The organism is Lysinibacillus sp. FSL K6-1151, from assembly GCF_038630755.1.
Taxonomy (GTDB): domain Bacteria; phylum Bacillota; class Bacilli; order Bacillales_A; family Planococcaceae; genus Lysinibacillus; species Lysinibacillus fusiformis_D.
Genome location: NZ_CP152040.1, coordinates 2,232,354 through 2,257,185 on the forward strand (window position 1 = coordinate 2,232,354; position 24,832 = coordinate 2,257,185).

Here is a 24,832-nt window from a genome sequence, read left to right on the forward strand (position 1 = left end):
CGAAACCACTGGTTTATAAATGAAACCAACGGTTGATAAAAAGAGAGGTGACACAGATGAACACAACAGTAAGAGGACTAGGTGATCGTAAAAAACAAATCATTCAGTTCATTAACGATTTTAGACAACAAAATACGTACGCACCTACAGTCCGAGAAATTGCAGATGGTGTTAACCTCTCTTCTGTATCAACCGTACAAAGGCATTTAACAAGCCTAGTTGAAAAAGGTTATATCGAGATGGAACAATTTAAACCTCGTACTATTCGTTTAACTGACAAGGCCATAGATATGACTACTTGAGAGGTGGTGAACAAATGAAGCGTTATCTTATTACTACTAAAGATACTAGTGAATTTATAGAACCAGAGCATACAAGCTTAGCAAACTCAAAAAGCTCAGCTCTCGCACTACTAAGTAGCGTTACTAACAATGAAAATCAACACCTTGTTTCTGTAATCGAGGTTGATATTGACACAGCCCAAGCAGTAAAGCTTGAACCTTACCTAAATAGCAAGTTCAAATTAGATTTACGTGAACCACAATAATCAAAATCAAAAACAACATTGGAGGAATTTAAAATGGCAAAACGTGAAGGTACAAAAGTAATTACTAATGAGGCTCGCATGAGTTATGCAAATGTATGGGAACCAAAAGCAATTGAGGGAAATGAGCCTAAGTATTCCGTAGCTGTCCTTATTCCAAAATCGGATACAGATACAATCAAAAAAATCAATGAAGCAATTGAAGCTGCTAAGCAAGAAGGTAAAGCAAAATGGAACGGTAAGATTCCAGGCAACCTTAAAACACCTTTACGTGATGGTGATGAAGAGCGTCCAGATGATGAAACTTATGCAGGGCACTACTTCTTCAATGCTACATCTAAAAACAAGCCGGGCATTGTGAAAAAAGGTGTAGGTGCTGTTGTTGAAATCACAGATGAGGACGAGTTCTATAGTGGTTGCTATGGCAAAGTATCAGTGAACTTCTATCCATTCAATGCTAACGGCAACCGAGGCATTGCTGCTGGATTACAAAACTTATTCAAAACGCGTGACGGTGAACGTCTAGCTGGTGGTGCATCTGCTGAATCTGACTTCGCTGATGAAGTGGACAACGATTTTAATGAAGATGAAGATCTACTGGACTAATCAATTATGAAAATAGCTGTTGTTAATTTCCCTAGCAGTCTCAGTGCCACTGGTTTTGGAGAAAAAGAGTATCACTATAAAACGTATATTGAGACTCTTAACGAAAACAACCTAGTTGTTGTTGAGACGGCAACTGGCTACACCGTTGCTCGATTCAAAAGATATGTAGATCAAACAGAAGTTAACGATATAAAATACATTGTTCAACTTGTGAGGTTAAAACGCCACAAACAGTTAAAAGAACAATGTGAAATCGAAGCGTTGCTTGATTAACTGAATAAGGAAGGTCTATATTTAGGCCTTCCCTTCTTTATACCTAAAATACCTATTTAATAGGAAGAAATACAAACTTTTAGGTGTAACGAAGGGAAGGAAGAACCCTTTAAATCCATAAAGGAGTTGAGCTAATGAAGTTCTATAGAGTTAAGCCAGACAGCAAGTATTACAAAGCCATTCTTGCTGCACGTGAAGCTGAAAAGAAGTTATTAGAGATTACTCAAGCTGTTCGTAATGAATTCGATTTACCTGAGTGTGACCAATACAGCATTTCCACTGAATATTACTATCATGATGTAGATGTTCTTAAGGGAGAACAACTAAAAGCATTCACTCAAAAAGGTACGCCAAAGAAAAATAGCAAGCTAGGAAAACAGATCATTGGATTTTACGACAAGCTTATTGAGGAAGCTAATCTAAAAGCGATAGAACCTGAAAGATTAGTTAACTTTTCTTTTGGCATTATGAGACGCCAAGGTGAAACACTTGAGCGCTTAAATGGGCTAGATACTATGTACATCAAATCTGATGCTGAATTTAGATTTGGGGCTTTGGATTACTTAGAAGAAATTACTGAATCCGAATATGTAAAAGCTTACCTTGCTGCTGTAGAAGCGAAAGAAGGTGCCAAAAATGAAACCAAAGTTTGAAGTCAATCAACGTGTCTGGGTGTCAGTCCGAAACACTGTAGAACAATCCAAGCCTTACATTACTGAACACATTATTACTCGAATTGAAAAAGGCGGCATCTATGCTAGGCCATTGAATCACTTACACGAACGTCGTTTTCATACCAATACAATGACAAGCAAGCATAAAAGTAGCAAGTATGAGTTTAGGTTATGGGCTAGTGTGGAGGACTTCTGGAAAGCTGTAGAGGAGGGGTTTTATGGAAAGAGTAAACAATAAACAATTGAATGGGATGAGTCAAGAATACTTGAATACCATTAAAGAACGTGTGGCGAAGGCTACACCTGGACCGTGGCTAGTTGAAGAATCTCGATATGAAGGGCGATTTAATGCAGCTAGTGTAGATGAAAACTACGATCTTCCAGCTTGCTTGATGGGTATCGAAGATGCAAAGTTTGTAACTCACTCTCGAGAAGATGTGCCAGCTCTTGTTGCAGAGGTTGAGAGGTTACGTGAAGTGTTAAAAGGTGCAGCAGTGGTATCCAATCAGGCAAAAGGGTTAGTTGAAGAAAATAAGCGCCTACGCCAAGCACTAACTGAGATTTTAGATTATAACACCTTTGATCTTGCAAAATTCGAAACAGAGGTTATTGAAATCGCGCGTCTAGCATTGGCAGGTGAATTAAATGAAGGGTAGTTTTCATCAATCAAGAAGACAATCAAATTTTTATAACTACTTAAAACCAGATAAGCAATTAGCTTATGCAAAGCAATGGGTAGCCACTCTGAATAGCAAATTATTAGAGCCATTTGTAAAAATCACAGGTGCTACAAAATTCAATCGAGAAGTGTTTTACGAAATTGACATTGAAAGGTTGTTGAAAGTAGAGGGAGAAAATCAACGATTACGAGAAGCACTTGAGTTTTATGCAGATCCAGTAACTTATGAGCCTGTAACAGCTTATATAGGAGGCGAAAAAACAGAGTGCTATCCAATTGATGGAGATGGTGGAGAAATTGCACGACAAGCATTAGGTGATTGTGAATGAAAACACTCAATATCGATATTGAAACCTATTCAAGTTACGACATTAAAAAAGTTGGTGTCTACAAATATTGTGAAGCACCTGACTTTGAAATACTCATCTTCGCTTATTCAGTTGATGGGCAACCAACAATTACAGTTGAGCTTGCAAGAGGTGAAACTATTCCACCTGAAATAATTGAAGCTTTAGATAATCCAAAGGTGTTAAAGAAAGCCTTCAATGCACAATTCGAACGTATCGCATTAAGTTCTTATCTTAAACGAAACTATGAACCTATTGAGATGTTCAAAAGTTTTACAGAACTCGGATTCTTAGATCCTAAACAGTGGCGCTGTACAATGGTCGATGCCATGAAGGCAGGGCTACCAGCAACTTTAAAAAGTGCTGCTCTTGCTTTGGAGCTAGATGAACAAAAAGACAGTGCGGGTACACATCTGATTAATTTCTTCTCTAAACCTCGTAAGCCGACTAAAAAGGACAAGCGAACGAGGAATATGCCTGAAGATGATTTAGAAAAGTGGAATGCTTTTGTTGATTATTGTCGACAAGACGTAGAAACAGAAAAAGCTGTCGGAAATGCAGTGGACAAGTATCTTAACCTTGGAAGTAAATCTGACCGTTTTGAGATGGCACTGTATCACTTGGACCAAGCGATTAATGACCGTGGTGTCCTACTGGATATGAATGTAGTAGATGGAGCCCTGGCAATAGATGAGGCCTACAAGTCTACATTAATGAAAGTTGGACAGGAGATAACAGGACTTGAGAACCCGAACAGCCCTAGTAAATTACAAGCTTGGTTCAAAGAACAAGGCTTGGAGCTACCGAACCTTACAAAAGATACTGTGAAAAAGCACATCGATAAAACAGATGGTGACATACGCACCATGCTTGAAATTAGACAAGAGTTATCAAAAACAAGCACTGCTAAGTTTGTCACGATGAAAGCAGCTGTATGTGCTGATGGTCGAGTAAGAGGTTTACTACAGTTTTACGGTGCTAGTCGTACTGGCAGGTGGGCTGGGCGTTTAGTACAGGTACAGAATCTACCGCAGAACAAAATAGCTGATCTTCATATTGCTCGGGAAATAGTTGAAAATTCTGACTTAGAGACTCTCGACTTATTATATGACCAGGTACCTTTTGTTCTATCACAACTTATTCGAACAGCCTTTGTGCCAAGAAAAGGTAAGATTTTTGCAGTAAGTGACTTCTCTGCTATTGAAGCTCGTGTGATTGCATGGCTAGCTGGTGAGAAATGGCGCTTAGAAGTGTTTAATACACACGGTAAGATTTATGAGGCTTCGGCAGCACAAATGTTTAGTGTTCCAATAGAAACAATAGATAAAGGTTCTCCTCTACGTCAAAAAGGTAAAGTGGCTGAGCTAGCGCTAGGATACCAAGGTGGAGAAAATGCACTTATCTCAATGGGTGCACTTGATATGGGCATACCTCAATCAGAGTTGAAGCCACTGGTTGATGCCTGGCGTAAGGCCAATCCTAAAATCAAAAAGCTTTGGTGGGATATTGAAGCTGCTGCTATGCGTGCTATCGAGAATCCAACTGAAGTCATTACATTCAATAAGGGTATGAAATTCTTCATGCATCACGGGTCACTAATGATGCAATTACCGAGTGGTCGTAGACTTTGCTACTACAATGCTAAATTACGAGATCATCAAAAGTTTGAAGGTAAACAGGAGATTGTATTTTGGGGTGTTGATGGTACTACAAAAGCTTGGTGTGAGCAGTCCACATACGGTGGGAAACTTACCGAGAACGCGGTTCAAGCGATTGCCAGAGACTGCTTAGCAATGTCCATGTTACGCCTGGACAAAGAAGGATATCTAATTGTCATGCACATTCACGATGAGGCTGTTATGGAGTCAGAGGTAGATACGATAGTGACTATAGAAGAGATTATGGGACAACCAATCAGCTGGGCTGAAGGGTTACCGTTAGAAGCTGACGGTTTTGAAACACCATTTTATAAAAAAGATTAGGAGGGAAATCATTATGGCTATGGATGTACAAATCAGTAGTAACTACAAGGTGACAGATTTAGTTAATGCATATAACCGAATTAGTTTTGATGCAACAAAAGTTGAAATGAACAGGGCAGTGCTAAATGCTAAAATTGCTAATCTAAAATTTGCAATCGATATGGCAATTGATGCTGGTGACCGTTATAAATTCCTAGCTTTATCTGGTCAGTTAAAAGAGCTGTTAGCAAAGGTAGGTAATGATTTTGGGATGGAACATGCTTGATCTTTGTTCAGGTATTGGAGGAATTTCTTTAGCTGCTGAATGGGCTGGAATAAAAACGGTTGCTCATTGTGATATAGAAGAATTTTGCCAAAAGGTTCTTAAAAAGCATTGGCCAAATACACCATTATTTTCAGATATAAAAACAATAACTAGACAATCATTAATGGAAAGAGGTATAGATGTTGACTCTATTAGAATTGTTTCCGCAGGATACCCATGCCAACCATATTCACTCGCAGGAGATCAACAAGGGGAAGAAGACGAAAGATATTTTATGGGATGAAGTGTTCAGAGTCATTAAAGAAGTCGAAGCTGATTGGTTTGTTGGAGAAAACGTATTTGGACACGTTAACAACGGACTATCAGATGTTATCAACGATTTGGAATCTGAAAACTACGAAGTCGAATGTATTGTATTACCGGCTCAAGCCGTTGGAGCGCCACATCAAAGAGACCGTGTCTTTATCATTGCTAGGAACACCTGCAGCCAGTCAAGCGTACAAAAAGATTCGGCCATTAGCACCTTCAGAAGCCAGTGGCAAGCATGGCAAAGTCTTACCTGGGAGTATTGGAGAAAAGTTTCCGAGCTACATTGGTCAGTACCCAAACCCGGCATTTGTGGAGTGGATGATGGGTTTTCCAGAGAATTGGACAAAAGTAGATTAATAGCTTTAGGAAATGCTGTTGTTCCGCAACAAATTTATCCGATCTTTGATGCAATCGTTAAGTTTGAATATTAAATACTTTAATAATAGAAAACTCCACCTTGTAAGGATGGAGTATTGAAATTTTATCAACCTAAAAGGGATATAAGATCAGTTTTGTAATTTTGATATGTAGTCCAACCTAGTAAATCTATTATTTCTTTAGCTAAGTTATCGCCATTTAGTGTTATACCTAAATTTGCAAAACAATTTGTTACTGCAGCTCTATGGGAGCCTTCTTCATAGTGTAATGATTGATTTCTAGCCTGCCAAATAATGTTTTTAATGGGCTCATTATTAATGTATCTACCATCGGGACACGGATCTAACTTACCATGAACAATACTAATACCTTGTTTAGCTATTTGTAAAAGAGCGCCTGATAATGCCTTTATTGATTCTTCCTTAGAAGAAATCGATGCCTTCAACTTTTCTATTTCTACTTCAGTATTTTTGATGCTAACAGTATTAGCCGCTTGTTTTGAAAAAGCATGCATTGTGTGATGTTCATTAAAGTTATCATCAGGATCTAAGTCCTTACTCAAAAAGTCATTATATAAATATGGTTGTTGCTTTATTAGTAAACTAAGCGAAGATGATAGCTTTTCTAGGGCTATTTCTTCATTGCGAATTAAGTCAATTAAACTACTTACTGCATACTCGGTTTCAGATAAATAAATATTCAATTTGTTCACTCCTAATTGTAATAATTATTTTATTATAAAATATTTTGAATGTTTTTAACAGAATAGGTAAGAGTTTGATAGATTATTATTCAATAATGGGAGGACTGAGTTTATGAGACAGATTGTTAAAATCATTCGCAAAGTAGATATTGAACGTCAATACCGCCACATGTTGTCACTGGAACAAGATTACGAGCTTGCTAGTTTATCTCAAGCATTAAAAGATAATGATGCTACTGAAATCGTTCGTAGTAAAAATCGTTTAAAAGCTATAGAGCTTGAAGAAATGGCTTATTACAGCTAGAAAGTAGGTGGCTTTATGAACCTGGAGGAAGTTGTACAGGAAAGATTACAATTATTAAGATCTGTAACAAACCTGACTGAAACAAAATGTAAGGGTTGCGAGATTCATAGTTCTAAGGCTGGCAATAAATCTTGTGAAGGTTGTCCAACCCTAAGTGAATTTAGAAAGCTTGGCGATAAGTTGACAGTAAATCTAAACAAAATGAGAATTCTAAGAGGTCAGCCAGTACCAAGAAAACAAATTAAAAATGTTAAAATTGTAGGTGGAAAAATGAGTAAACAGTTAACAACTGAAACGTATCATCGATTGAAAGCACAAGGGTTAACAGATAGTGCAATTCGTAAACAGCTAGGTATTGAAAGCAATAAGTTCTATAAGTTCAAAAAAGAAAACGGTCTTATTGGTGCTTATGGGAATGCGGCTACTAAAAAGGAGGAGGATACTCCAGCACTTCGCGAAAAAGAAGTTAGTGCTCATAAGGTTGATAATGATCGCGTGTCCATTCTTGAAAAAGAACTAAATGATATTAAGGTACACCTAAAAGATGCTATGTCATTTATTGAATCTTTAAAAACTGAAAATGCTTCACTAAATGAACAGTTATGGGGTAACCGTCTACAATCCTTATACGCTAAACAAGCTGAGCTTGAAAACTTTATTGCCAGGAAACATGGTATTTCCATTCACGATTACCTGGATGAACAACAGCTTTCCATTTTAGTAGAGTTGGCTGAATCAGCTAATGAGTGGCAAGGATTCAAGTATTGGAAGCTAAACAAAAACGTTGATCGTGAAAAGCTACTCGAAGAAACTGTTGATGTCCTACATTTAATCTTAGCACGTGGGATTGCACTTGGTTGGCAGATTGCAGCTGTTAAAGCAATGACAAACCAATCTATTACAGGTCAGTATAAGGCGCTTATTCAGTCGGTAGCTATTGATAAAGATGCAGAGAGTAAGTTCACTTATGAGGAAACTTTTAACTTGTATGTTGGCCTAGTTGAAATGCTTGGTTTCACATGGACAGAAGTAGAGGCAGCTTATTTGAAAAAGCACCAGGAGAACATCGATAGACAAAACAATGATTATTAGGTTTCATTGATATCTTTGTAAACCGCCGGTTGATAAAAAGGAGTTGAAGCCATGTACCAGAAGGAATACGACAACTTGCTATTAGATGTTAAACGGCTTCGAGAAAAACTTGTACAGATGGATGTTGAATTAACACATTACCGTACTCGTTCTTACAAGGGCTACGGTAATGAAGGCATCGAGTCTTATGAAGAATTTAAGCGCCGCGAAAAGCTACGTGCTGAAGTTCGTAATGAACTAAAACATAAAAATGTACGTATATCGGAGCTTCAAAGGCTGATGAAGCAAGAACGTCAAAGGGAAAATGAAAAGCGTTCTAATCTGTTTCTACAACGCTTTAAAGATAATGTGAGATTGGTTGTTAGTGACGATCAATACGAGCTTATATTGAAAATGACTATGGATGGTGAAATGAATGCTTGACCAATTGAAAGCGTGGTTGAAGAAAAAACTAGAAATAAAGACACCAACAGGAGATGAAGAACAATACAATAATGACTATTTTCGAGAACTTATTCAGTCTCAAACACATTTGATTGTACAACTCGAAGCGAAACTTGCTGCTTATGAAGCTCAACAGTCAAATAGCATTTTAGCAGATATTCAGCAGCTGTTTGTAATCCAAACAAATAAAGGTATCCGCAAGTATGGTGATTCAGTACGTGCAGATAATCTCACACCAGTTGAATGGTGCCAACATGCTCTAGAAGAACATGCAGATAGTATGGTGTACCTGATGGCTTTGAAAAAGTCTTTAGAGGAGAGTGAAGCTAGTGGACTTGAAACAAGCTGAAGCTATAATCGAACGTCATGAGAATGGGGATATGGTGTACGAGCAAGAGTACATTGATGCTTTGGAAGTAGTAAATGAGCATTTAGCAAAACAATCTTCTTACTGGAAAGCTGAAGCATTATCAGCTCGTACAGCCTTTAAATATACACAAATGTATAGCCGTACGAGCTTGCAGGATTGGAAGGGAGATGAGCTTAATGGCTGAAAACTGTCTTTCGGAGCTATTTTTATCTCTATTAATTTTGCTCTTCGTATTTAACTGGAACTATTATTTTTTTTCTTAAAGTCTCGATTTATAACAATAATAGTGTCCAGGATGACAAATGTAAGTAGCGATTCGGTTATAGATGAAAAATGATCTTTATCGATTATGGCTAAAAAATTTAGAAAGTTAAACCCGAAGTACAAAATTGCTAATAAGATATACACGTGTTGTCTTAAAAGGTCTTTCGAGATTTTTGATGCTTCATCTTCAAATGCATAATCTGCAAATGGAATGCTATAAAACATTTTTATTCCTTTTAATAAATTCATATATAGTATTTTAAATCTGTTCACGTGGGCATAAACGATTGATGTAAGAGTAATCGTTGCATATCCGAATGCTTCAATTGGAATTTTAATATCTTTAAGATTGAATAATTTAATAATAACTACAATCATGCAGCCTGAAGATATAAATATAACTATGTAAAGAAAAATACTCACTAATATTGGCAGGAGTATTTTCATTAAAATAAAAACCATTGAAACTATTATGCCCTCTATTATTTTTAGTACTTTTATAAGAGCGTTTAGTATAAAGTCTCCTTCGTTAACCTTATCTTTACGAGTTTTTTGATTTCTAATTTTTGTAACTGTAAATAAAGTAAGAATACTGATTAATGCCCAATAAAAAATACTTAACACAAAATAAAGCTCCTTTTTTCCTGTAAGTTTTAAATGAATTTTCCATTCAACTAGGAGGTTAAGAAATGATGAACACTCAAGAATTTAAGCTGAATTTAGATTCAAGCATAGGATTACAAATGATTGTAGCTGGTATGGCGAGGCTAGTTGAAGATGAAGGGTACACACCACATCAAGTTTTTGAACTAATGACAGCTGCTAAACAAAATACGTTTCATGCTCTAAGTGACATTCACAAAGAGGTAAAGAAGAATTAAAAAAATAAAAAAAACTGAACGGTCTAAAGACCGAACAGTAAGTACAACAGTATAAATACTATTGCTGGGGATAACTTTATCGAGTAGGATGAACCATCCACTCTAGTTAAGTTAATCTCCATGGGTTTCACCCTTTAAAGAGGGTAGGATTTAAGCCGAAGCTCAACCCCCTTAAAATAAAATGATATTACAACTTAATTATATTACTTTTTGTTGGTAAATCAATACTATTTTTACAGAAAGATAGGAATTATGACTTTAATTCAGCGACTGTAGTAGATACAAAACTACTAAATGATTTTCTTTTTGACTGTTTTTCTTGCTCATAAAGTTTTTCATCGAGAATTAATTCAATTCCGAGCTTAACATCAGGGAATAAGGCCAAACATTCATCTTCACTTAATTCATGAATCCCTTTGCTCATAATCCCGTAGATGGCTCTATTCTCTACTAGAACTTCAGGAAGTTTGTCTTGAAGGAGTTTTATCTTATCATCCATTCTTGAGCGTTGATACAAATCGTCGTCCCAATGATCAGATTGTAAATACTCTTGGTGAATTTCTTCAATGAGATTTTCAAATATACGTCTTAGGTAAACAAACGATCCAGCACCTACACCGTGTGAATGTAGTCCTATTGCCTTTGAAAAGTCACTATAATCTCTCTTAAGTAAATTCTTATACTTTTGGATACTTGGGATTTCAATATCTGCCATTGAAGGATACTGCCCAGTTTTTATTAACTGCTTATCTTTAAAATAAAAGTTATACGTGAAAATATGATTTTGATTTCTTTGGCAACTGAATATTTGAGTTTTAGGGATACCAAATCTATATAACCTATCAAAAAGGAAAGTTGTTGATTCAGTCCTCATTGCTGAACCAATTGATGGCTGTATATAGTATTCATTTTTAACCATAAGAAAAGTAGACTCTTTTGAACACTCAGGGCAATAGCAATCAAACTGTAAATTATCACAATAAGAAAATAGCTTAACTACGTCTTCATCCTTTTCTTCGTTTAATTGAATAGGTTTGTAGAGTGAAAGTTTTAAATATAAATCTTCGAAAGTACTTATTTCCATATATAGGCCACCATCCTTACAATAATTAGTTATATTATACTAATTGTTTCCAAATAAGACACTAATATTTTTCAGAAAGGATTGAATCACATGCAGCAGTCAGCAGATAAACCCAAAGTGATTGCAATACAGCATGATGGCATGCTGACGATTGCAACAGCAACATCACGTAAGTCAACAGCTTGGAAGAACACAGAAATGTCGTACAGTGACTTCCTTAAAAAGCTTTCTACAACTGTACGTACAAAAGAATCTCTTGCAGAGTATATGAAGCTCTCAAAGGACGAGCAAGGGTCCATTAAAGACGTAGGGGGCTTTGTGGGAGGGAGCTTAAAAGGTGGTCGAAGAAAGGCTGATAGCGTAGCTTGGCGTCAACTGATTACCTTAGATGCCGACTTCATCCAGGGTGACTTCTGGGATGGGGTGACAGCGTTCTTTGATAACGCCTGTGCCATTTACAGTACCCATAAGCATACGTCTAAAAAGCCACGTATACGCTTGATTATTCCGTTATCTCGTCCAGTATCAGCAGAGGAATATGTAGCCGTTGCGAAAAAGCTAGCTGATATTTTTGGTATTGATTACTTCGATGATACGACCTATCAGCCACACCGTTTAATGTATTGGCCGTCTACTGCTAGCGATGGTGAGTATGTTTTCGATTACCAGGATGCAGCTTGGTTGGATCCGGCTGAGATATTAAAGATGTACAACGATTGGCGTGATCCAGCTGAATGGCCGGAGTCTTCTCGTCAACGAGAAAGCCGAAAAAAGATGGCTGACAAGCAAGGTGACCCATTAACGAAACCAGGCATGGTTGGTGCGTTCTGTCGTACGTACTCCATTACTGAAGCTATTGAAACGTTTTTATCAGATGTGTACTCCGAAGCCGGTGATGGTCGTTACACATTCAACGGAGGCTCCACAACAGGTGGGCTAGTACTCTATGATGATGTTTTTGCCTATTCCCATCACGGTACGGATCCTGTAAGTGAACAGCTGGTGAACGCTTTTGATTTGGTACGGTTGCATCTATTTAATGATTTAGATGAGGATGCAAAAGAAGGTACGCCAGTTAATCGATTACCTTCAGCAAAAGCGATGAACGATAAAGTCCGTACACTTGATAAAGTGAAAATGATGCTCGCGGATGAACGTATTAAAAGCGCGGCAGAGGACTTTGACCTTGAGGATGATGCAGAACTCGACAGCGAAGAAAAGATTCAGGATGATGGGCTGTGGAAGGCAAAATTCGATATTAATAAAGCTGGTGAGCTTGAAGTCACAGCCAAAAACCTCAAGTTGATTTTGGAGAATGATCCGCATTTAAAAGGATGCTTTGCCTTCAACGAGTTTAGTAGACAACCAGAAATTCTAAGAGACTTGCCTTGGCGTAAGAGAGAAAAATCAATTGGTTGGACAAACGGTGATGATGAGGATCTACGCAACTATTTAGATATGGTGTGGTCCATCACTGGCAACTCTAAGATTGCGGATGCATTAGGTGGGGTGCAACGTGCGAATACGTTCCATCCTGTGCGCGATTACTTAGGGGCTTTAGAGTGGGACGGAGTAAACCGTGTTGATACGTTGCTGATTGACTTTTTGGGTGCTGCTGATACGGAGTATGTACGTACTGTTACGCGCATGACATTGGTTGCAGCAGTTGCACGCATCTTTGAACCAGGTTGCAAATATGACTTTATGTTAACACTGGTGGGACCACAAGGGCTTGGAAAATCCATGCTGTTTAACATGCTTGGGGGTAAATGGTTCAGTGATAGCTTAACTTCCATCCACGGAAAAGAAGCGTATGAAAGCTTGCATGGTGTATGGATTATGGAGATGGGCGAGCTGGCTGCAACGAAGAAAAGTGAAGTTGAAACAATTAAACAATTCTTATCGAAGCAAGTGGATCGATACAGGGTTGCATATGGAAAACGACCTGAAGAATTTCCACGTCAATGCATCTTTATTGGTACAACAAATGAGCATGAATTTTTACGAGATCGCACAGGTAACCGCCGGTTTTTACCTGTAGAAGTGCAACCGAATAGTAAACGAAAATGGAAAGATCTTGATAGCGAGAAAGGACGTCAAGAGATTGACCAGATTTGGGCTGAGGCAGTGCATCTGTATAAAAGTGGTTCGCCTTTATACTTGGATGAGGCGATGGCGGCCGAGGCACTTAATATGCAGTTAGCCCATACAGTTGAATCGACGTATGCAGGACAGATTCTTAGCTTTTTAGAGAAACCAATTACAGCAGATTGGTATAAAAAATCGATAAATGACCGCAAGTTAGCTATGAGAGATCATGATTTTTCCGATGATCTCACTGATGAAGAAGAGGAGCTTTTAGAAGAAAATGAAGCCCTTGCAGCGCAAAAATCAGGTGTTCGTTTACGTGAAAAAGTGTGTGCATTAGAAATTTGGTGCGAGTGTTTAGGGAAGGATAGAGGGTCGTTTCCAATGCATGAATCTCGGGAAATAAATTCAATCTTGGCAACTTTACCGGGTTGGAAACCTCACAAATCTACTTTGAAATTTGGTGCAGAATACGGCACACAGCGAGCATTTGTACGTGTTGAAAAGTAACAGTTTTACCAAAATACAGGGTAAACAAAGTCTATAAATAACGGCAACAAAGTAGGAAAACGACAACAAAGTAGAACGCTTTAAATCGTTAAAGTGGGTAAACAAAGGCAACAAGGGTAAACAGTGTTTGTTGCCGTTTCTCGATAGCCTAAACCCTTGCGGTTACTGCTTTTATATATAAAGGTAAACAAAGTAAACAATTAATATCTATTGAGATGTATTTTATATATTAGGTATATATAACATATATAAATTATACCTAATACGCCTAAATCAATAGTACTCTATACGCGTATGTGAGATTGTTGCCCTTGTTTACCATTTAACTTGGAGGTAAAAATTAGACATGAGAGAATCGCAAATTGAAAACTATTTGAAACTTGAAATTGAAAAATTCGGAGGGCTATGTCTTAAATTTGTAAGCCCGGGAAATAAAGGAGTACCAGATCGACTTTTAATCTTACCAGGAGGAGAGGTCATCTTCGCAGAATTGAAGAATGGAAACAAAGGACGGCTGTCAGCACTTCAAGTGCGAATGCAGACCGTTTTAAAAAGCCTTCAATGCCGAACGTATGTTTTGACAACGAAACCAGAGGTTGATAAACTGATTGCAGAATTGAGGGAAGAACTATGACAAAGTTTATACCCCATGCATACCAGAAGGTTGCAATTGAGAAGATTATTGAAAACCCAGCTTATGCATTATTACTAGATATGGGCTTGGGGAAAACTGTATCAACACTTACAGCTGTTGATGAATTAAAAAATGATTACTTTGATGTTGAGAAGGTGTTAGTAATTGCGCCAAAACGTGTTGCAGAAGATACTTGGTCACGTGAAGTTGCAAAATGGGAACACCTAAGACATTTGAAAATAAGCAAGGTTCTTGGTACAGAACAGCAAAGACGAAAAGCCCTTCAAAAACAGGCAGATATCTATGTGATCAATCGCGAAAATGTGGAATGGCTTGTATCTTACTACGAAAACGGTAAGACATGGCCCTTTGACATGATTGTCATTGATGAGTTATCAAGTTTTAAAAATCCAAGTTCTAAGCGATTCCGAGCCTTACGAAAGGTAAGAACTAGAACGAAAAGAGTTGTAGGATTAACTGGAACACCAGCACCTAATAGTTTAATTGACTTGTGGTCCCAGATTTACTTGATTGACATGGGTGAACGGCTTGAAAAGACTTTTACAAAATACAAAAGCAAATATTTTAAGCAGGATCCTTATCGTGTGTATCACATTGAGCTGCAAGAAGGTGCAGAACAACAAATCTACAGCAAGATTGATGATATCTGTCTTTCCATGAAAGCAAAGGATTACTTAAAAGACCTTCATGAACCAGTCATGAACATTGTTGAGTTAAAGCTTTCTCCAAAAGAGCGAGAGTTGTATGACAAACTTGAAAAGGATTCATTACTAGAATTCTCTGATGGTGACATCGTAGCCACAACTGCAGCTGTATTAAGTAATAAGCTTTTACAGCTTTCTAGTGGTGCAGCCTACAACGATAAAGATGGTGTACAAATCATTCATAGCGTGAAATTAGATGCCTTAGAGGAAATTGTAGAGGCTTCGCAAGGAAAGCCCATTTTGGTGTTTTATAATTACAAGCATGATGTGGAACGGATCAAAAAGAAATTCAAGCAAGCTAGGGAATTAGAAGATTCCAGTACGATTGAAAAGTGGAACAACGGTGAAATTGAAATCCTTCTAGCACATCCGGCAAGTGCAGGACATGGTTTAAACATGCAAGATGGCGGCCATACAATCGTTTGGTATGGGTTGAATTGGAGCTTAGAACTGTATATGCAAGCCAATGCAAGGCTTCACCGCCAAGGACAAAAAGAGACTGTAGTCGTACATCATCTTGTGTTAAAAGACAGCATAGACGAGCGTGTCATGAGCGTTCTGCAAGGTAAAGAGCAACAACAAGAAGCCTTGATGGAAGCTGTGAAAGCACGCATGAGCGAGGTGCTTGGCATTGATTGATTTAATCATGGAGTACAAGCGTGGCAAAAAAGCCCTTGAGCGAATGAAGCCAAAAATTACAGATCCAAATGAGTTAAAGATTGTAAACGAGATGATTGCGGACATGGACTATGCCATTGAATGGATGAAGCTAGGCGAGCGACCTAACTTTACAGGCCGAGCCATTAAGCAAAAGAATGCTTATGCAAGACGTTCCCTTATCAATATGGACCTTTTCCCAAGTCTTCAAGTGGAGCCAACAAAAGAGATTAGCAATGAACGCAAGAAGGCTGTCATGCAAATTCTAATGACGTTGACGGAAAGACAATTGAACTGTTTTCTGCTTCATACAGCGCACCTTAGAAGTATGCAAGAAATTGCAGATGAGCTGGGAATCAAGAAACGTACAGTCCAGGAACACATTGACATTGCACGTTCAAAGATAAAGGAAATGACTAAGAATGTTATTTAGCAACATATGTACCCGTACAAACTTCGTACAAAGTACCCTTATTAGTGAAGGGGTAAAGTATCGTCAAAAATGAGGAAAGCCCTGACAAGCCATTCACGCAATTAGCGTGGGTGGTTTTTAATTTTCTCCCTATAGCCAAACGGATAAGGCAACCGAATTCTAGTCGGTTAATTGTGGGTTCGAATCCTACTAGGGAGGTACATAAAAAATCCTAATTAGGAACGGAAGTGAGTTGTATATGACATGATAAATTGGGACGTAATACGAAAAGAGTGGGAAACTTCTAAAATCACATTAATTGAGCTAGCAGAAAAGCATGGAATAAAAGAGGGTACACTGAAAAGCCGTAAGAGCCGAGAAGGTTGGAAGAAGGTTGCAACTAAAAAAGATGCATCCAAAACGAAAAAGATGCAACCATCCAAAAAAGATGCTACATCTAATACAACTAGAAAACGTTCAGGCAACCCCAACCCGAAGAATCAATTTACCAGTCGGAACAATCCTAAACTAGATCACGGCCTGTTCGCAAAGTTTCTACCTGACGAAACGCAGGAGATCATCGAAGCAATGAACGCTAAGTCTGCTGCTGACTTAATGTGGGATCAAATCACAATTCAATATGCTGCAATCTTACGAGCACAAAAGATTATGCATGTTGAATCAAAAGACGAAATGATAAAAGAGTTGAAGCGAGAGAAGATGCAAGGTGGTAAAAACCCCTCTCAAGAAATTGAGTATGAGTTCCAGTTTGCTTGGGAGCGTCAAGCACAGCTCTTAACGGCTCAATCAAGAGCCATTAGCGAGTTACGTACTTCAATTAACCATTTCATCAAACTTGCTGATGAGGCTGACGAAAGACGATTAAAACTTGAACAGATGCAGCTTGCAATTGATAAAACGAAAGTGGAGATTGATAAGCTTGGTTCTGATGAACAAAATGGACCGATTGAAATTAAAATTGTTGGTAAAAAGCGCGAATAGTTTATGCAAGAAATGTTGGGAAATAAAATTGAGCAACTGGCTTTAAGCCTGTTAAATCAACAATGTATAAAATCTTGCATAATCAATAAAAAGCGAAGTTATAAGAACGTTGATATATCAACGGTTTGTAAGAGTACCAACTTCCTAAAAGTACGATTATGTAAACCAAAAATGAATGTGAAATACAGCAAATGTATAAGGAGTTGAGTAAATGTCGCTTGCAGTTGAAAAAGAAGTGAATCCGCATTTTGAAGACTTCCTTTTCGATTGGCGTTGTAAAACTCAACTCCTGGTCGGTGGGTATGGTTCTTCAAAATCGTATCACGTAGCACTTAAGATACTTTTAAAACTACTCCAAGAAAAACGTACAGCTCTTGTCGTTCGTGAAGTTTACGATACGCATAGAGACAGTACGTTTTCTTTGTTTACAGAAATTATTGAGGACTTAGGGCTATCGGGCAAGATAAAGACAAGTTCATCACCAATGACTGTAAAGTTTCCAAATGGCTCAAAGATAATCTTTCGAGGTATGGATAAGCCGGAAAAGCTAAAATCCATCAACAACATATCTCTCATCTGGTTAGAAGAATGTAGTGAGATTAAGTATGCGGGCTTTAAAGAGTTACTTGGTCGTTTGCGACACCCAACATTAGACCTGTTCATTATTCTCTCTACCAATCCAGTATCAAAAGGAAATTGGGTGTATAAGCATTTTTTTAAGAACGAGCTGGAAGACTATTTTGTCTTAGATGACGAGGAGTTATATAAGCTACGGACAATCATTGTGAACAACACGTATTATCACCATTCAACAGCTGATGATAATTTGTTTTTACCAGGTAGTTACATTGAACAGCTTGATGAAATGGCTTCGTATGACCCAGACCTTCACAGAATTGCTCGTAAAGGACGTTTTGGAGTTAATGGAGTGTTAGTACTTCCTCAGTTCGAAACCAAGCCGCATGACCAAGTGATGAATGAAATAGCACGCATTAGAAAGCCTCTGTATAAGAATGGCATGGACTTTGGGTTTGTTGATTCTTACAATGCCATTTTGAGAATGGTAGTTGATCATGAAAACAAATGGTTATACATCTACTGGGAGTACTATAAGCGTGGATTAACTGATGATATTGTGGCAGATGAGTTAGCAGCAGAAGGGTTAAAGAAAGTTTTGATTAAAGCTGATAACGAGGATGCGAAAGCCATTGCATATTATCAACAAAGAGGTTTTAGAATGCTTTCATGTAAAAAGTTAAGAAGAATTGATAACACGCGCAAGATGAAACGATTCAAGCGTATCATTTGCTCAGATGCATGCGTGAACACGATTCGAGAATTGAAAGAACTTACCTTCAAAAAGGATCCTAAAACAGATGAAATCATTGAAGATGAATTTAATATTGACCCTCATACATTTAGTGCAATGTGGTACGGACTTGATGATTATGAAGTAGCTAATGTAAAAGGAGCTAACGCTAAAAGAAAGTAGGTGAAAACATGGATGAGAAACTAACAATTCGTCAACAGATGGATGCTTTTAAAGCGTACATACCTTACCTAGATGACCATGGCATCAACGAGACTATTCTTGCTCAAATAATCAATGAGCATAAGCCAATTAGGCGTGAAGTAGAGATGTTGCAGAAAAGGTATGACACAACAGATGTACCTATTATGAAGCGTCCAATCATAGAGCTTCCAATAGCTAGTGAAAATATGAAACGTATTGACCAGCTAATTAACAACAAGCTAAACAATGCCTTTGATGCAGATGTGGTTGACACGAAAGTTGGGTATTTCCTTGGGCATCCGATTAATTATGTAGTAGAAAAGGAGTCACTAAACTTCAAGATACTCACTACTACAATTGATGAAATGCGTATACGTGAGAACATGCCTGCAAAAGACACGTCAACAGGCATACAGACATCTATCGCTGGCTATGGTGCTAGATTAGTTTACTGGTCAGAGGACAACGGTAAACAGGTGTTACGAGTATCGAATGTTAACCCAGCTGAATGTATATTCTTGTATCACGAAAACATGCATGAACCTTCTTACTCTATCCAGTACTACTCGACAACACGTATAAAAGCTGATGGTACAAAAATGAAGATGCAAGTAGCAGAGTTTCATGATAAGGAAAATACCTGGTTTTTTGAAAGTGGATCAAGTGGTTTTGAGTTAGTAGATGTTATACCGCATTACTTGCTTAATCCTCCGTTATTTGGTGTCGAGAACAATGATGCTCTGCAAGGTGAAGCTTCTAAAATACTAGCCCTAGTAGATGCCTATGACCGTACAATGAGTGATGCAAACAGCGAAGTAGAAGCTACTCGTTTAGCAATTCTTATTTTGCGGAATATTGGTATGGATGATGAGGACATACAAGAGCTCAATAAATCAGGTGCACTTGAGCTGTGGGGTAATGATTCTGATGTAAAGTACCTGACGAAAGATGTAAATGATTCGATGATTGAGCATTTACTAGATCGTCTTGATGAAAATATCACTCGTTTTGCAAAGAGTGTGAATTTCAACGATGAGGCTTTTGCTGGGAATATCAGTGGCATTGCAATGCGCTTCAAAATCTTTGCACTTGAGTTCAAAACAATCTTAGCAGAGCAACGTTTCCGAAGTGCTTTGACCTATCAGTTTAAATTGCTCTGTGCTGGATGGTCATTACTGAATATCTGTAGCCCCGATGACTATCTCAAAATTTGGTTTGGCTTCAAACGTAACCTACCATCAAACCTGAAGGAAGAGGCAGAGATACAGTCGATACTACAAGGCAGGGTATCAGAGCGTACACGCTTGTCGTTATTCAGTCAAATTGATGATGTAGAGGCTGAACTGGAGGCCATGAAACAAGAGAAGACCGAGTTCCAGGGAGAGTTTGAAGACTTGAAACGTAAGGACATTGATGATTCAGATAAAAATGAAGAAACAAATGAAGATGAATAGGTGGTGGCTACATGGACCAACTAGAAATCTTTGAAAGATTGAAAAAGATACTTGAAGAATACGAGAAATCGTTTGATAAGCATTACTCTCGCTTGCAAAGTAGAATGGTTGAGAGTTTACAAGAAGCTTATGAGAAGTATGGAAACAACCTATCAGAATATCGTAAATACAGCCGATTACAGGCATTAGTAAAGCAATTTGATGGCATATCTACAGCAGAGTATCAAAAGCTGTTAGGAGAAGCCTTAAAGATGCAGGAAGAGACGTTTAATATGACGTTTTTACTTTATACCTATCTGATCTACATGTACCTAAGTAACGAGGAAGGTAAGTTACTGAATATCACAAGTGCAGCAGCTGGTACAAGCTCAGCAGTTGCTATTATCTACTGGTTATTGAGGAATCGAAAAAGGTTACTTAAAGAATTTTTAAAAGAGTCAGAGTATGAAACTCTGCTCAGATTTAAAAAGCATAAAGATGATTATGTATATAGCGTCTTTATGGACACACAAGATAACCTGAAAGCAGAAGAAGATTTTTCGGCCACTTCTAAGCAAGCAAAAAAGCGTACTCAATCAGCCAGAAACAATGGAATTAAACGTCTTCAGGAGATGTTTAATAGCACGGTTAACTACGTACAAGAAATAGTATTTGATGCTCTCAAAGACAAGGTAGAAGGTGTTGAAAAGATGTGGATCTCAATGAGAGATATGCAGGTAAGGCATGCACACCGAATACTAGATAGCCAATTTGCAGATGAAGAAGGATACTTCCATTATGCTGGTGATAGAGCTAAGCGGCCAAAATTGTGGAAAGATCCTTCGATGAATTACGGCTGTCGATGTAAAATAATCCTTCTTTTTGGTGGTCGAAATCCAAAGTTCAGTCGCATTTATGATTATCAAGATCCAGGATATCAAATAAAGATTGCTGAGCGTATTGATGAGTTGCTACCTAGTAAAACATATCTTCAGTCATTAAAGCAGGCTCAAGATGAGATAAAGCCTCCTAAGAGAACGGTGCCATACATTACGTTTGAAGATTGGCTTGAACGATATGGAGAGTAAAAAGCTTGAAAGTATCTTTGAATAAATATTCATAAATTGCTTCCGATAATAATTAATTATGTAAACTTGGTATTCTACGAAATGTTGATATAACAACGTTTGAAATGTGTATCAAAAACAATCGTATGCAAATTCTTATACATGCGTAACAAATCCTTTATTTACTTACACTTACAAATAGTAATCAGATAGAGCTATTGATTAACTGTGTATAAAATCCTGCATACAAAAACTCTATAACGAAATTACAAAAGGCGTAGAAATACGGCTTTTTTATTTTTGCCTAAAAGGTGGTGAAATACATGGTTGAAGCCATTGGATATTTTATTATCATCTCAATTCTTTGTGTCTTCGCATTAGTAATTTCCAGATTTATTAAAGCAAGAATCAAAACGTCTCTTCCAACTGATGTCAACCAAGAGATGTTTGCAGAACAAGAGCCGGTAATTGCAGAAGTGCCTAAACGCCCTGTAGCAGACTCTCATTGGCATGTAAAAACGTTTATGCGACCAAGACGAAAGAGGGTGTGATTATGGTTGAAGTTATTGAACTACTTTATCGTCATCCAGGTTGGACTACTTTGTGGCTGTTACTAATTGTCATGTGTATTGCTGCTATAGCAGAAAGGCAAAGGTGATCCAAATGAGTTTCAACGTATCTAGCTGCTAGGGCTTATCTAGTAAATACATTGAGAGAAGGAGCGACTTATGTTTTCAAAAGTGCTCATTCAATTGCAAGTTGCGGTCATATTCATCGTACTTGTTGTTGTAACATTTTTAGATGGCAATTTTATAGATAATAGCTTCACTGAAACAGGCGGTATCTGTTTTACACTAATGCTTTGTACTTTAGCAATTTGTCACTCACTCGAAAATAGAAAGTAGGAAAATGCAATGGATAACAAAAACAAATGCTTTTCTCCAGATTGTAATAACAAATCTGAAACAGAATTTTGCCCAGAATGCTTAGCAAACGGTGGTTTTAAACCAAATGTTAACCCACAATTAGAAAATAATTTTAGGTACCACTCGCCAAAAGAAGGGCAGCCAGAACGATATCAATTAATTCGCGATAAAGTCAAGGAACTTGCATATTTAATTGATGGAAATTGCCCTAACAGCAGGGAAAAATCCCTAGCAATTACTAATCTTGAGCAAGCAATGATGTGGGCTAACGCTTCAATTGCTAGAAATGAATGAGGTGTGATTATGAAGGATTATCTAGTATGTCTAAAAACTGATGTTAGTGTTCCAGTAGAAAATATTACTGATATATGCAGATATGAGAATTTTGTTGAATTTTATAACGGTGATGTATTGGTTGCATCTTTTGTGAATGAAAACCTAAGTCACTTTTTACAAGTGGATAAACACACAGTGGAAACATTCAAGAATCCAATTTTTAGAGAACCAGGTAGCTTTAAATAAACATGTTGTCTTTTTTAAGCATTTGAAGACATTAAAGAACAAATGACTAAGTGTTTCGTGGGCGAGAGTGTGCGAAGGACAGGAGGATAACATGCAAGTAAATTTTGAGACATTAAAAACATTGGTTGAAGCTGGTGATAAGTCGGCTTTTGAAAAACATATCTTTGAGAGTTTGGAAAAAGGTGACGTAGTTGCGGCAGCATCACACAATGCTCTAGTAAAAAGTGAATTAGATTCAGAGAAAGACAAGCATCACAATACAGCACTTCAAACATGGAAGGATAACAACCTTCAATCATTAATCGATGATGAAGTTTCAAAGCGAAATCCGCAAGAAACGCCTGAACAAAAGACTATTCGTGAATTAAAAGAACGTCTTGATCAAAAGGAAAAATCAGAACAACGAGCAGCATTGAAAGAAGCAGCTCTTACTTATGCAACTGACAAAGGGTATGATGCAAAGTTCGCAACAAAGTGGATTGATAGATTACTTGGTGAAGATGAAACAGTTACAAATACCACGTTGGATAACTTTAAAACGGACCTTGATGCTATTGTACAAGCCCAAGTAGAAGAAAAGCTTAAAGGTGCTAATCGTAATCCTGGTGGTGGATCAGGCGGAGGCGCAGGTTTATCAACTGGTGCACGTGTAGCACAACAAAATCAGAATAAAAATGCTGAAGAACAACAAAAAGCGTTCTTCGGATAAGGAGGATAAGCAATTATGAAATTTAAAAAGACGGAATTTACAACACCTGCTGAAATTTTAAAGTTTCCTGAACATCATGTATCCGTATCGGTGTATGTAGATGACACAGGTGTTACAGCAAATGCAGAAGGTAAGAAAATCGTTCCTGCTGGCACAATTGTTGGTGGCGGGTTTCTAAATAATCGAAGTGTTAAGGCAACGAAAGCAAATAGTGCTTCAGCTGAAGGTGTTCTACGTTATGACGTAGATGTAACGTTTGGCCCAGCGAATGGTGCAGCCGTTATTCATGGCTTTGTTGATTTAAACCGTTTACCAGAAGCACCGGATGCAACTGCTATTACAGCGTTAAAACAAATTACATTCTTAAAATAATGGAGGTTTAAAGTATGCCAACTATTTTTGATTTAGTAACAGCGAAAAATACCAAGGATTACATTGAAAATTCCGATCAAAAGGTTTATTTAGGAGCTTCTTTGTTCCCGAATGATAAACAACTAGGACTAGAATTATCTTATTTAAAGGGCCGTCATGGCGCACCAGTAGTTTTAAAAGCAGCAGCGTTTGATGCGAATGCTCCTATTCGTCCACGTATTGGCGTTCAAAAAACCGAAACAGAAATGCCTTTCTTCCGAGAACAAATGAATGTGAAAGAGAAGGAGCGTCAACAAGTCAACACTCTTTTAGCTGGTGGACAAACTCAACTTGCTGAAGCAGTATTAAAACACGTGTATGACGACCAGAAAGCACTTGTTGATGGGGCAAATGCTACAGCTGAACGTATGCGAATGCAACTACTGACAACAGGCAAAATTTCTATCGACAGCGGTGCTGAAGGTGCACAGTATGATTATGATTACGAGTTTGATCCATCACAATTTGAAGTGCTAACAGGCACTGACGTCTGGTCAGATCCAAATTCGACACCAGTTCAAGATATTATGCGTTGGATGCAAGCTGTAAAACTAGCAAATGGAGCACGTGCTATTGTAAATAGTGCAACGTTTGCACATTTAGCTGCTCATGAGTCTATTCGAAAAGACCTTAATCCATTAGGAGCTACAAGCATCATCTTAACAAACGATGATGTCAAAAATTATTTACAACGCAAATTAAAACTAAGTGTGGCAATTTATGATGAAACGTTTATCGATGAAACTGGCGTTGAACAAAAATTTGTTCCAGATGGTGTGTTCACATTAATTCCACCAACAGGTACGCTAGGCAATACAGTGTATGGTACTACACCAGAAGAATCAGATTTAATGACAGGTGCTACAAAAGCTAATGTTGAAATCGTGAATACTGGAGTAGCTATCACAACTGTAAAACAAGAGCATCCAGTGAATGTTCAAACGATTGTTTCTGAAATTGTACTGCCATCATTCCCTGTTGCAGATAAAGTGTTTATTGCAACTGTTTTATAATCAAGCGACTT

Annotated in this window: 34 protein-coding genes, 1 tRNA gene and 1 pseudogene; 33 read left to right on the forward strand and 3 right to left on the reverse strand. The window is 37.8% G+C overall.

The window, feature by feature from the left end:
* Positions 1-56: 56 nt before the first annotated feature.
* The 11 genes and pseudogenes from MHI04_RS10810 (at position 57) to dcm (ending at position 6,110) form a co-directional block, all read left to right on the forward strand.
* Entirely contained in the window at positions 57-302 is a 246-nt protein-coding gene (locus MHI04_RS10810; protein ID WP_342535699.1) for a helix-turn-helix domain-containing protein, read from the forward strand.
* 14 nt (positions 303-316) lie between these two features.
* Entirely contained in the window at positions 317-547 is a 231-nt protein-coding gene (locus MHI04_RS10815; RefSeq protein WP_342535700.1) for a hypothetical protein, read from the forward strand.
* A gap of 33 nt (positions 548-580) precedes the next feature.
* Entirely contained in the window at positions 581-1,150 is a 570-nt protein-coding gene (locus MHI04_RS10820; protein WP_342535701.1) for a DUF2815 family protein, read from the forward strand.
* 6 nt (positions 1,151-1,156) lie between these two features.
* Positions 1,157-1,423 carry a hypothetical protein gene (locus MHI04_RS10825; protein WP_342535702.1) on the forward strand — a complete coding sequence of 89 codons (267 nt, stop codon included), beginning with the start codon at positions 1,157-1,159 and terminating at the stop codon, positions 1,421-1,423.
* A 134-nt stretch (positions 1,424-1,557) separates the two neighbouring features.
* A complete protein-coding gene (locus MHI04_RS10830; RefSeq protein ID WP_342535703.1) occupies positions 1,558-2,076 on the forward strand; it encodes a hypothetical protein in 519 nt (172 codons plus the stop codon).
* The gene (locus tag MHI04_RS10835) at positions 2,060-2,335 is read left to right on the forward strand and encodes a hypothetical protein (RefSeq protein ID WP_342535704.1); all 276 of its coding nucleotides are present in this window, start codon (positions 2,060-2,062) and stop codon (positions 2,333-2,335) included. Before MHI04_RS10830 ends, MHI04_RS10835 begins: the two co-directional genes overlap by 17 nt.
* The gene (locus MHI04_RS10840) at positions 2,316-2,753 is read left to right on the forward strand and encodes a hypothetical protein (RefSeq protein ID WP_342535705.1); all 438 of its coding nucleotides are present in this window, start codon (positions 2,316-2,318) and stop codon (positions 2,751-2,753) included. Before MHI04_RS10835 ends, MHI04_RS10840 begins: the two co-directional genes overlap by 20 nt.
* On the forward strand, positions 2,743-3,105 hold the full coding sequence (locus MHI04_RS10845; RefSeq protein ID WP_342535706.1) for a hypothetical protein: 363 nt from the start codon (positions 2,743-2,745) through the stop codon (positions 3,103-3,105). The genes MHI04_RS10840 and MHI04_RS10845 overlap by 11 nt, the downstream gene beginning before the upstream one ends.
* The gene (locus tag MHI04_RS10850) at positions 3,102-5,105 is read left to right on the forward strand and encodes a DNA polymerase (RefSeq protein ID WP_342535707.1); all 2,004 of its coding nucleotides are present in this window, start codon (positions 3,102-3,104) and stop codon (positions 5,103-5,105) included. The genes MHI04_RS10845 and MHI04_RS10850 overlap by 4 nt, the downstream gene beginning before the upstream one ends.
* A 13-nt stretch (positions 5,106-5,118) precedes the next feature.
* On the forward strand, positions 5,119-5,370 hold the full coding sequence (locus MHI04_RS10855) for an IDEAL domain-containing protein (protein ID WP_342535708.1): 252 nt from the start codon (positions 5,119-5,121) through the stop codon (positions 5,368-5,370).
* Positions 5,363-6,110 (forward strand): annotated as a pseudogene (gene dcm, locus MHI04_RS10860) (DNA (cytosine-5-)-methyltransferase). The gene MHI04_RS10855 and the pseudogene dcm overlap by 8 nt, the downstream one beginning before the upstream one ends.
* 53 nt (positions 6,111-6,163) lie before the next feature.
* Here dcm and MHI04_RS10865 read toward each other — a convergent pair.
* Positions 6,164-6,760, reverse strand: coding sequence for a hypothetical protein (locus MHI04_RS10865; protein WP_342535709.1), 597 nt, complete (start codon positions 6,758-6,760; stop codon positions 6,164-6,166).
* A 112-nt stretch (positions 6,761-6,872) separates the two neighbouring features.
* Here MHI04_RS10865 and MHI04_RS10870 point away from each other — a divergent pair, with 112 nt between their 5' ends.
* Genes MHI04_RS10870 through MHI04_RS10890 form a run of 5 tightly spaced genes read left to right on the forward strand, consistent with a single transcriptional unit; the run spans position 6,873 to position 9,154 of the window.
* Positions 6,873-7,064 (forward strand): hypothetical protein, encoded by a 192-nt coding sequence (locus MHI04_RS10870; protein WP_342535710.1) that lies wholly within the window; start codon positions 6,873-6,875, stop codon positions 7,062-7,064.
* A gap of 15 nt (positions 7,065-7,079) precedes the next feature.
* The gene (locus MHI04_RS10875) at positions 7,080-8,156 is read left to right on the forward strand and encodes a dUTP diphosphatase (protein ID WP_342535711.1); all 1,077 of its coding nucleotides are present in this window, start codon (positions 7,080-7,082) and stop codon (positions 8,154-8,156) included.
* 51 nt (positions 8,157-8,207) lie between these two features.
* The gene (locus MHI04_RS10880; protein ID WP_342535712.1) at positions 8,208-8,579 is read left to right on the forward strand and encodes a hypothetical protein; all 372 of its coding nucleotides are present in this window, start codon (positions 8,208-8,210) and stop codon (positions 8,577-8,579) included.
* Complete coding sequence (locus tag MHI04_RS10885) at positions 8,572-8,949, forward strand: hypothetical protein (RefSeq protein ID WP_342535713.1); 378 nt, start codon at positions 8,572-8,574, stop codon at positions 8,947-8,949. The genes MHI04_RS10880 and MHI04_RS10885 overlap by 8 nt, the downstream gene beginning before the upstream one ends.
* Positions 8,930-9,154, forward strand: a complete 225-nt coding sequence (locus MHI04_RS10890) for a hypothetical protein (protein ID WP_342535714.1) — start codon at positions 8,930-8,932, stop codon at positions 9,152-9,154. Before MHI04_RS10885 ends, MHI04_RS10890 begins: the two co-directional genes overlap by 20 nt.
* Before the next feature lie 50 nt (positions 9,155-9,204).
* Here the strand turns inward: MHI04_RS10890 and MHI04_RS10895 are convergent, their stop codons facing one another.
* Positions 9,205-9,858, reverse strand: coding sequence for a hypothetical protein (locus MHI04_RS10895; protein ID WP_342535715.1), 654 nt, complete (start codon positions 9,856-9,858; stop codon positions 9,205-9,207).
* Between the two features lie 68 nt (positions 9,859-9,926).
* Between MHI04_RS10895 and MHI04_RS10900 the strand changes: the two genes are divergently transcribed.
* Positions 9,927-10,115: a hypothetical protein gene (locus tag MHI04_RS10900; RefSeq protein ID WP_342535769.1), complete on the forward strand. Its 189-nt coding sequence runs from the start codon at positions 9,927-9,929 to the stop codon at positions 10,113-10,115.
* 250 nt (positions 10,116-10,365) lie between these two features.
* Here MHI04_RS10900 and MHI04_RS10905 read toward each other — a convergent pair whose 3' ends face one another.
* Positions 10,366-11,199 (reverse strand): hypothetical protein, encoded by an 834-nt coding sequence (locus MHI04_RS10905; RefSeq protein ID WP_342535716.1) that lies wholly within the window; start codon positions 11,197-11,199, stop codon positions 10,366-10,368.
* A gap of 90 nt (positions 11,200-11,289) precedes the next feature.
* Here MHI04_RS10905 and MHI04_RS10910 point away from each other — a divergent pair, with 90 nt between their 5' ends.
* The 16 genes from MHI04_RS10910 (at position 11,290) to MHI04_RS10985 (ending at position 24,821) form a co-directional block, all read left to right on the forward strand.
* The gene (locus MHI04_RS10910; RefSeq protein ID WP_342535717.1) at positions 11,290-13,797 is read left to right on the forward strand and encodes a virulence-associated E family protein; all 2,508 of its coding nucleotides are present in this window, start codon (positions 11,290-11,292) and stop codon (positions 13,795-13,797) included.
* Positions 13,798-14,143: 346 nt separating this feature from the next.
* Positions 14,144-14,431, forward strand: a complete 288-nt coding sequence (locus MHI04_RS10915) for a VRR-NUC domain-containing protein (protein WP_342535718.1) — start codon at positions 14,144-14,146, stop codon at positions 14,429-14,431.
* Positions 14,428-15,795, forward strand: a complete 1,368-nt coding sequence (locus tag MHI04_RS10920) for a DEAD/DEAH box helicase (protein ID WP_342535719.1) — start codon at positions 14,428-14,430, stop codon at positions 15,793-15,795. Before MHI04_RS10915 ends, MHI04_RS10920 begins: the two co-directional genes overlap by 4 nt.
* A complete protein-coding gene (locus MHI04_RS10925) occupies positions 15,782-16,246 on the forward strand; it encodes a sigma factor-like helix-turn-helix DNA-binding protein (protein ID WP_342535720.1) in 465 nt (154 codons plus the stop codon). Before MHI04_RS10920 ends, MHI04_RS10925 begins: the two co-directional genes overlap by 14 nt.
* Before the next feature lie 125 nt (positions 16,247-16,371).
* Positions 16,372-16,444, forward strand: a tRNA-Arg gene (locus MHI04_RS10930).
* A gap of 45 nt (positions 16,445-16,489) precedes the next feature.
* Positions 16,490-17,227, forward strand: a complete 738-nt coding sequence (terS, locus tag MHI04_RS10935) for a phage terminase small subunit (RefSeq protein WP_342535721.1) — start codon at positions 16,490-16,492, stop codon at positions 17,225-17,227.
* 211 nt (positions 17,228-17,438) lie between these two features.
* Positions 17,439-18,719, forward strand: coding sequence for a PBSX family phage terminase large subunit (locus tag MHI04_RS10940; RefSeq protein WP_342535722.1), 1,281 nt, complete (start codon positions 17,439-17,441; stop codon positions 18,717-18,719).
* 8 nt (positions 18,720-18,727) lie between these two features.
* Entirely contained in the window at positions 18,728-20,194 is a 1,467-nt protein-coding gene (locus MHI04_RS10945) for a phage portal protein (RefSeq protein ID WP_342535723.1), read from the forward strand.
* 11 nt (positions 20,195-20,205) lie between these two features.
* The gene (locus MHI04_RS10950; RefSeq protein ID WP_342535724.1) at positions 20,206-21,261 is read left to right on the forward strand and encodes a hypothetical protein; all 1,056 of its coding nucleotides are present in this window, start codon (positions 20,206-20,208) and stop codon (positions 21,259-21,261) included.
* Between the two features lie 302 nt (positions 21,262-21,563).
* On the forward strand, positions 21,564-21,791 hold the full coding sequence (locus MHI04_RS10955) for a hypothetical protein (RefSeq protein ID WP_342535725.1): 228 nt from the start codon (positions 21,564-21,566) through the stop codon (positions 21,789-21,791).
* 177 nt (positions 21,792-21,968) lie between these two features.
* Positions 21,969-22,145, forward strand: coding sequence for a hypothetical protein (locus MHI04_RS10960; RefSeq protein WP_342535726.1), 177 nt, complete (start codon positions 21,969-21,971; stop codon positions 22,143-22,145).
* A 9-nt stretch (positions 22,146-22,154) separates the two neighbouring features.
* A complete protein-coding gene (locus MHI04_RS10965) occupies positions 22,155-22,460 on the forward strand; it encodes a hypothetical protein (protein ID WP_342535727.1) in 306 nt (101 codons plus the stop codon).
* A gap of 9 nt (positions 22,461-22,469) precedes the next feature.
* The gene (locus tag MHI04_RS10970; protein WP_312506931.1) at positions 22,470-22,688 is read left to right on the forward strand and encodes a hypothetical protein; all 219 of its coding nucleotides are present in this window, start codon (positions 22,470-22,472) and stop codon (positions 22,686-22,688) included.
* 91 nt (positions 22,689-22,779) lie between these two features.
* Positions 22,780-23,397, forward strand: coding sequence for a DUF4355 domain-containing protein (locus MHI04_RS10975; RefSeq protein ID WP_342535728.1), 618 nt, complete (start codon positions 22,780-22,782; stop codon positions 23,395-23,397).
* A gap of 15 nt (positions 23,398-23,412) precedes the next feature.
* Positions 23,413-23,769, forward strand: a complete 357-nt coding sequence (locus MHI04_RS10980; RefSeq protein WP_342535729.1) for a hypothetical protein — start codon at positions 23,413-23,415, stop codon at positions 23,767-23,769.
* 14 nt (positions 23,770-23,783) lie between these two features.
* Positions 23,784-24,821 (forward strand): major capsid protein, encoded by a 1,038-nt coding sequence (locus MHI04_RS10985; protein WP_342535730.1) that lies wholly within the window; start codon positions 23,784-23,786, stop codon positions 24,819-24,821.
* The last annotated feature ends 11 nt before the right edge of the window (positions 24,822-24,832 follow it).

Bases quoted from the DNA above. Each gene is read 5' to 3' on its own strand.
- MHI04_RS10920 (WP_342535719.1), top strand. From the start codon at position 14,428: ATGACAAAGTTTATACCCCATGCATACCAGAAGGTTGCAATTGAGAAG.
- MHI04_RS10960 (WP_342535726.1), top strand. From the start codon at position 21,969: ATGTTTTCAAAAGTGCTCATTCAATTGCAAGTTGCGGTCATATTCATC.
- MHI04_RS10875 (WP_342535711.1), top strand. From the start codon at position 7,080: ATGAACCTGGAGGAAGTTGTACAGGAAAGATTACAATTATTAAGATCT.
- MHI04_RS10970 (WP_312506931.1), top strand. From the start codon at position 22,470: ATGAAGGATTATCTAGTATGTCTAAAAACTGATGTTAGTGTTCCAGTA.
- MHI04_RS10985 (WP_342535730.1), top strand. From the start codon at position 23,784: ATGCCAACTATTTTTGATTTAGTAACAGCGAAAAATACCAAGGATTAC.
- MHI04_RS10810 (WP_342535699.1), top strand. From the start codon at position 57: ATGAACACAACAGTAAGAGGACTAGGTGATCGTAAAAAACAAATCATT.
- MHI04_RS10855 (WP_342535708.1), top strand. From the start codon at position 5,119: ATGGCTATGGATGTACAAATCAGTAGTAACTACAAGGTGACAGATTTA.
- MHI04_RS10830 (WP_342535703.1), top strand. From the start codon at position 1,558: ATGAAGTTCTATAGAGTTAAGCCAGACAGCAAGTATTACAAAGCCATT.
- MHI04_RS10850 (WP_342535707.1), top strand. From the start codon at position 3,102: ATGAAAACACTCAATATCGATATTGAAACCTATTCAAGTTACGACATT.
- MHI04_RS10880 (WP_342535712.1), top strand. From the start codon at position 8,208: ATGTACCAGAAGGAATACGACAACTTGCTATTAGATGTTAAACGGCTT.
- MHI04_RS10835 (WP_342535704.1), top strand. From the start codon at position 2,060: ATGAAACCAAAGTTTGAAGTCAATCAACGTGTCTGGGTGTCAGTCCGA.
- MHI04_RS10965 (WP_342535727.1), top strand. From the start codon at position 22,155: ATGGATAACAAAAACAAATGCTTTTCTCCAGATTGTAATAACAAATCT.
- MHI04_RS10825 (WP_342535702.1), top strand. From the start codon at position 1,157: ATGAAAATAGCTGTTGTTAATTTCCCTAGCAGTCTCAGTGCCACTGGT.
- MHI04_RS10940 (WP_342535722.1), top strand. From the start codon at position 17,439: ATGTCGCTTGCAGTTGAAAAAGAAGTGAATCCGCATTTTGAAGACTTC.
- MHI04_RS10950 (WP_342535724.1), top strand. From the start codon at position 20,206: ATGGACCAACTAGAAATCTTTGAAAGATTGAAAAAGATACTTGAAGAA.
- MHI04_RS10945 (WP_342535723.1), top strand. From the start codon at position 18,728: ATGGATGAGAAACTAACAATTCGTCAACAGATGGATGCTTTTAAAGCG.
- MHI04_RS10815 (WP_342535700.1), top strand. From the start codon at position 317: ATGAAGCGTTATCTTATTACTACTAAAGATACTAGTGAATTTATAGAA.
- MHI04_RS10900 (WP_342535769.1), top strand. From the start codon at position 9,927: ATGAACACTCAAGAATTTAAGCTGAATTTAGATTCAAGCATAGGATTA.
- terS (WP_342535721.1), top strand. From the start codon at position 16,490: ATGATAAATTGGGACGTAATACGAAAAGAGTGGGAAACTTCTAAAATC.
- MHI04_RS10980 (WP_342535729.1), top strand. From the start codon at position 23,413: ATGAAATTTAAAAAGACGGAATTTACAACACCTGCTGAAATTTTAAAG.
- MHI04_RS10910 (WP_342535717.1), top strand. From the start codon at position 11,290: ATGCAGCAGTCAGCAGATAAACCCAAAGTGATTGCAATACAGCATGAT.
- MHI04_RS10820 (WP_342535701.1), top strand. From the start codon at position 581: ATGGCAAAACGTGAAGGTACAAAAGTAATTACTAATGAGGCTCGCATG.
- MHI04_RS10915 (WP_342535718.1), top strand. From the start codon at position 14,144: ATGAGAGAATCGCAAATTGAAAACTATTTGAAACTTGAAATTGAAAAA.
- MHI04_RS10845 (WP_342535706.1), top strand. From the start codon at position 2,743: ATGAAGGGTAGTTTTCATCAATCAAGAAGACAATCAAATTTTTATAAC.
- MHI04_RS10955 (WP_342535725.1), top strand. From the start codon at position 21,564: ATGGTTGAAGCCATTGGATATTTTATTATCATCTCAATTCTTTGTGTC.
- MHI04_RS10870 (WP_342535710.1), top strand. From the start codon at position 6,873: ATGAGACAGATTGTTAAAATCATTCGCAAAGTAGATATTGAACGTCAA.
- MHI04_RS10905 (WP_342535716.1), bottom strand. From the start codon at position 11,199: ATGGAAATAAGTACTTTCGAAGATTTATATTTAAAACTTTCACTCTAC.
- MHI04_RS10840 (WP_342535705.1), top strand. From the start codon at position 2,316: ATGGAAAGAGTAAACAATAAACAATTGAATGGGATGAGTCAAGAATAC.
- MHI04_RS10885 (WP_342535713.1), top strand. From the start codon at position 8,572: ATGCTTGACCAATTGAAAGCGTGGTTGAAGAAAAAACTAGAAATAAAG.
- MHI04_RS10975 (WP_342535728.1), top strand. From the start codon at position 22,780: ATGCAAGTAAATTTTGAGACATTAAAAACATTGGTTGAAGCTGGTGAT.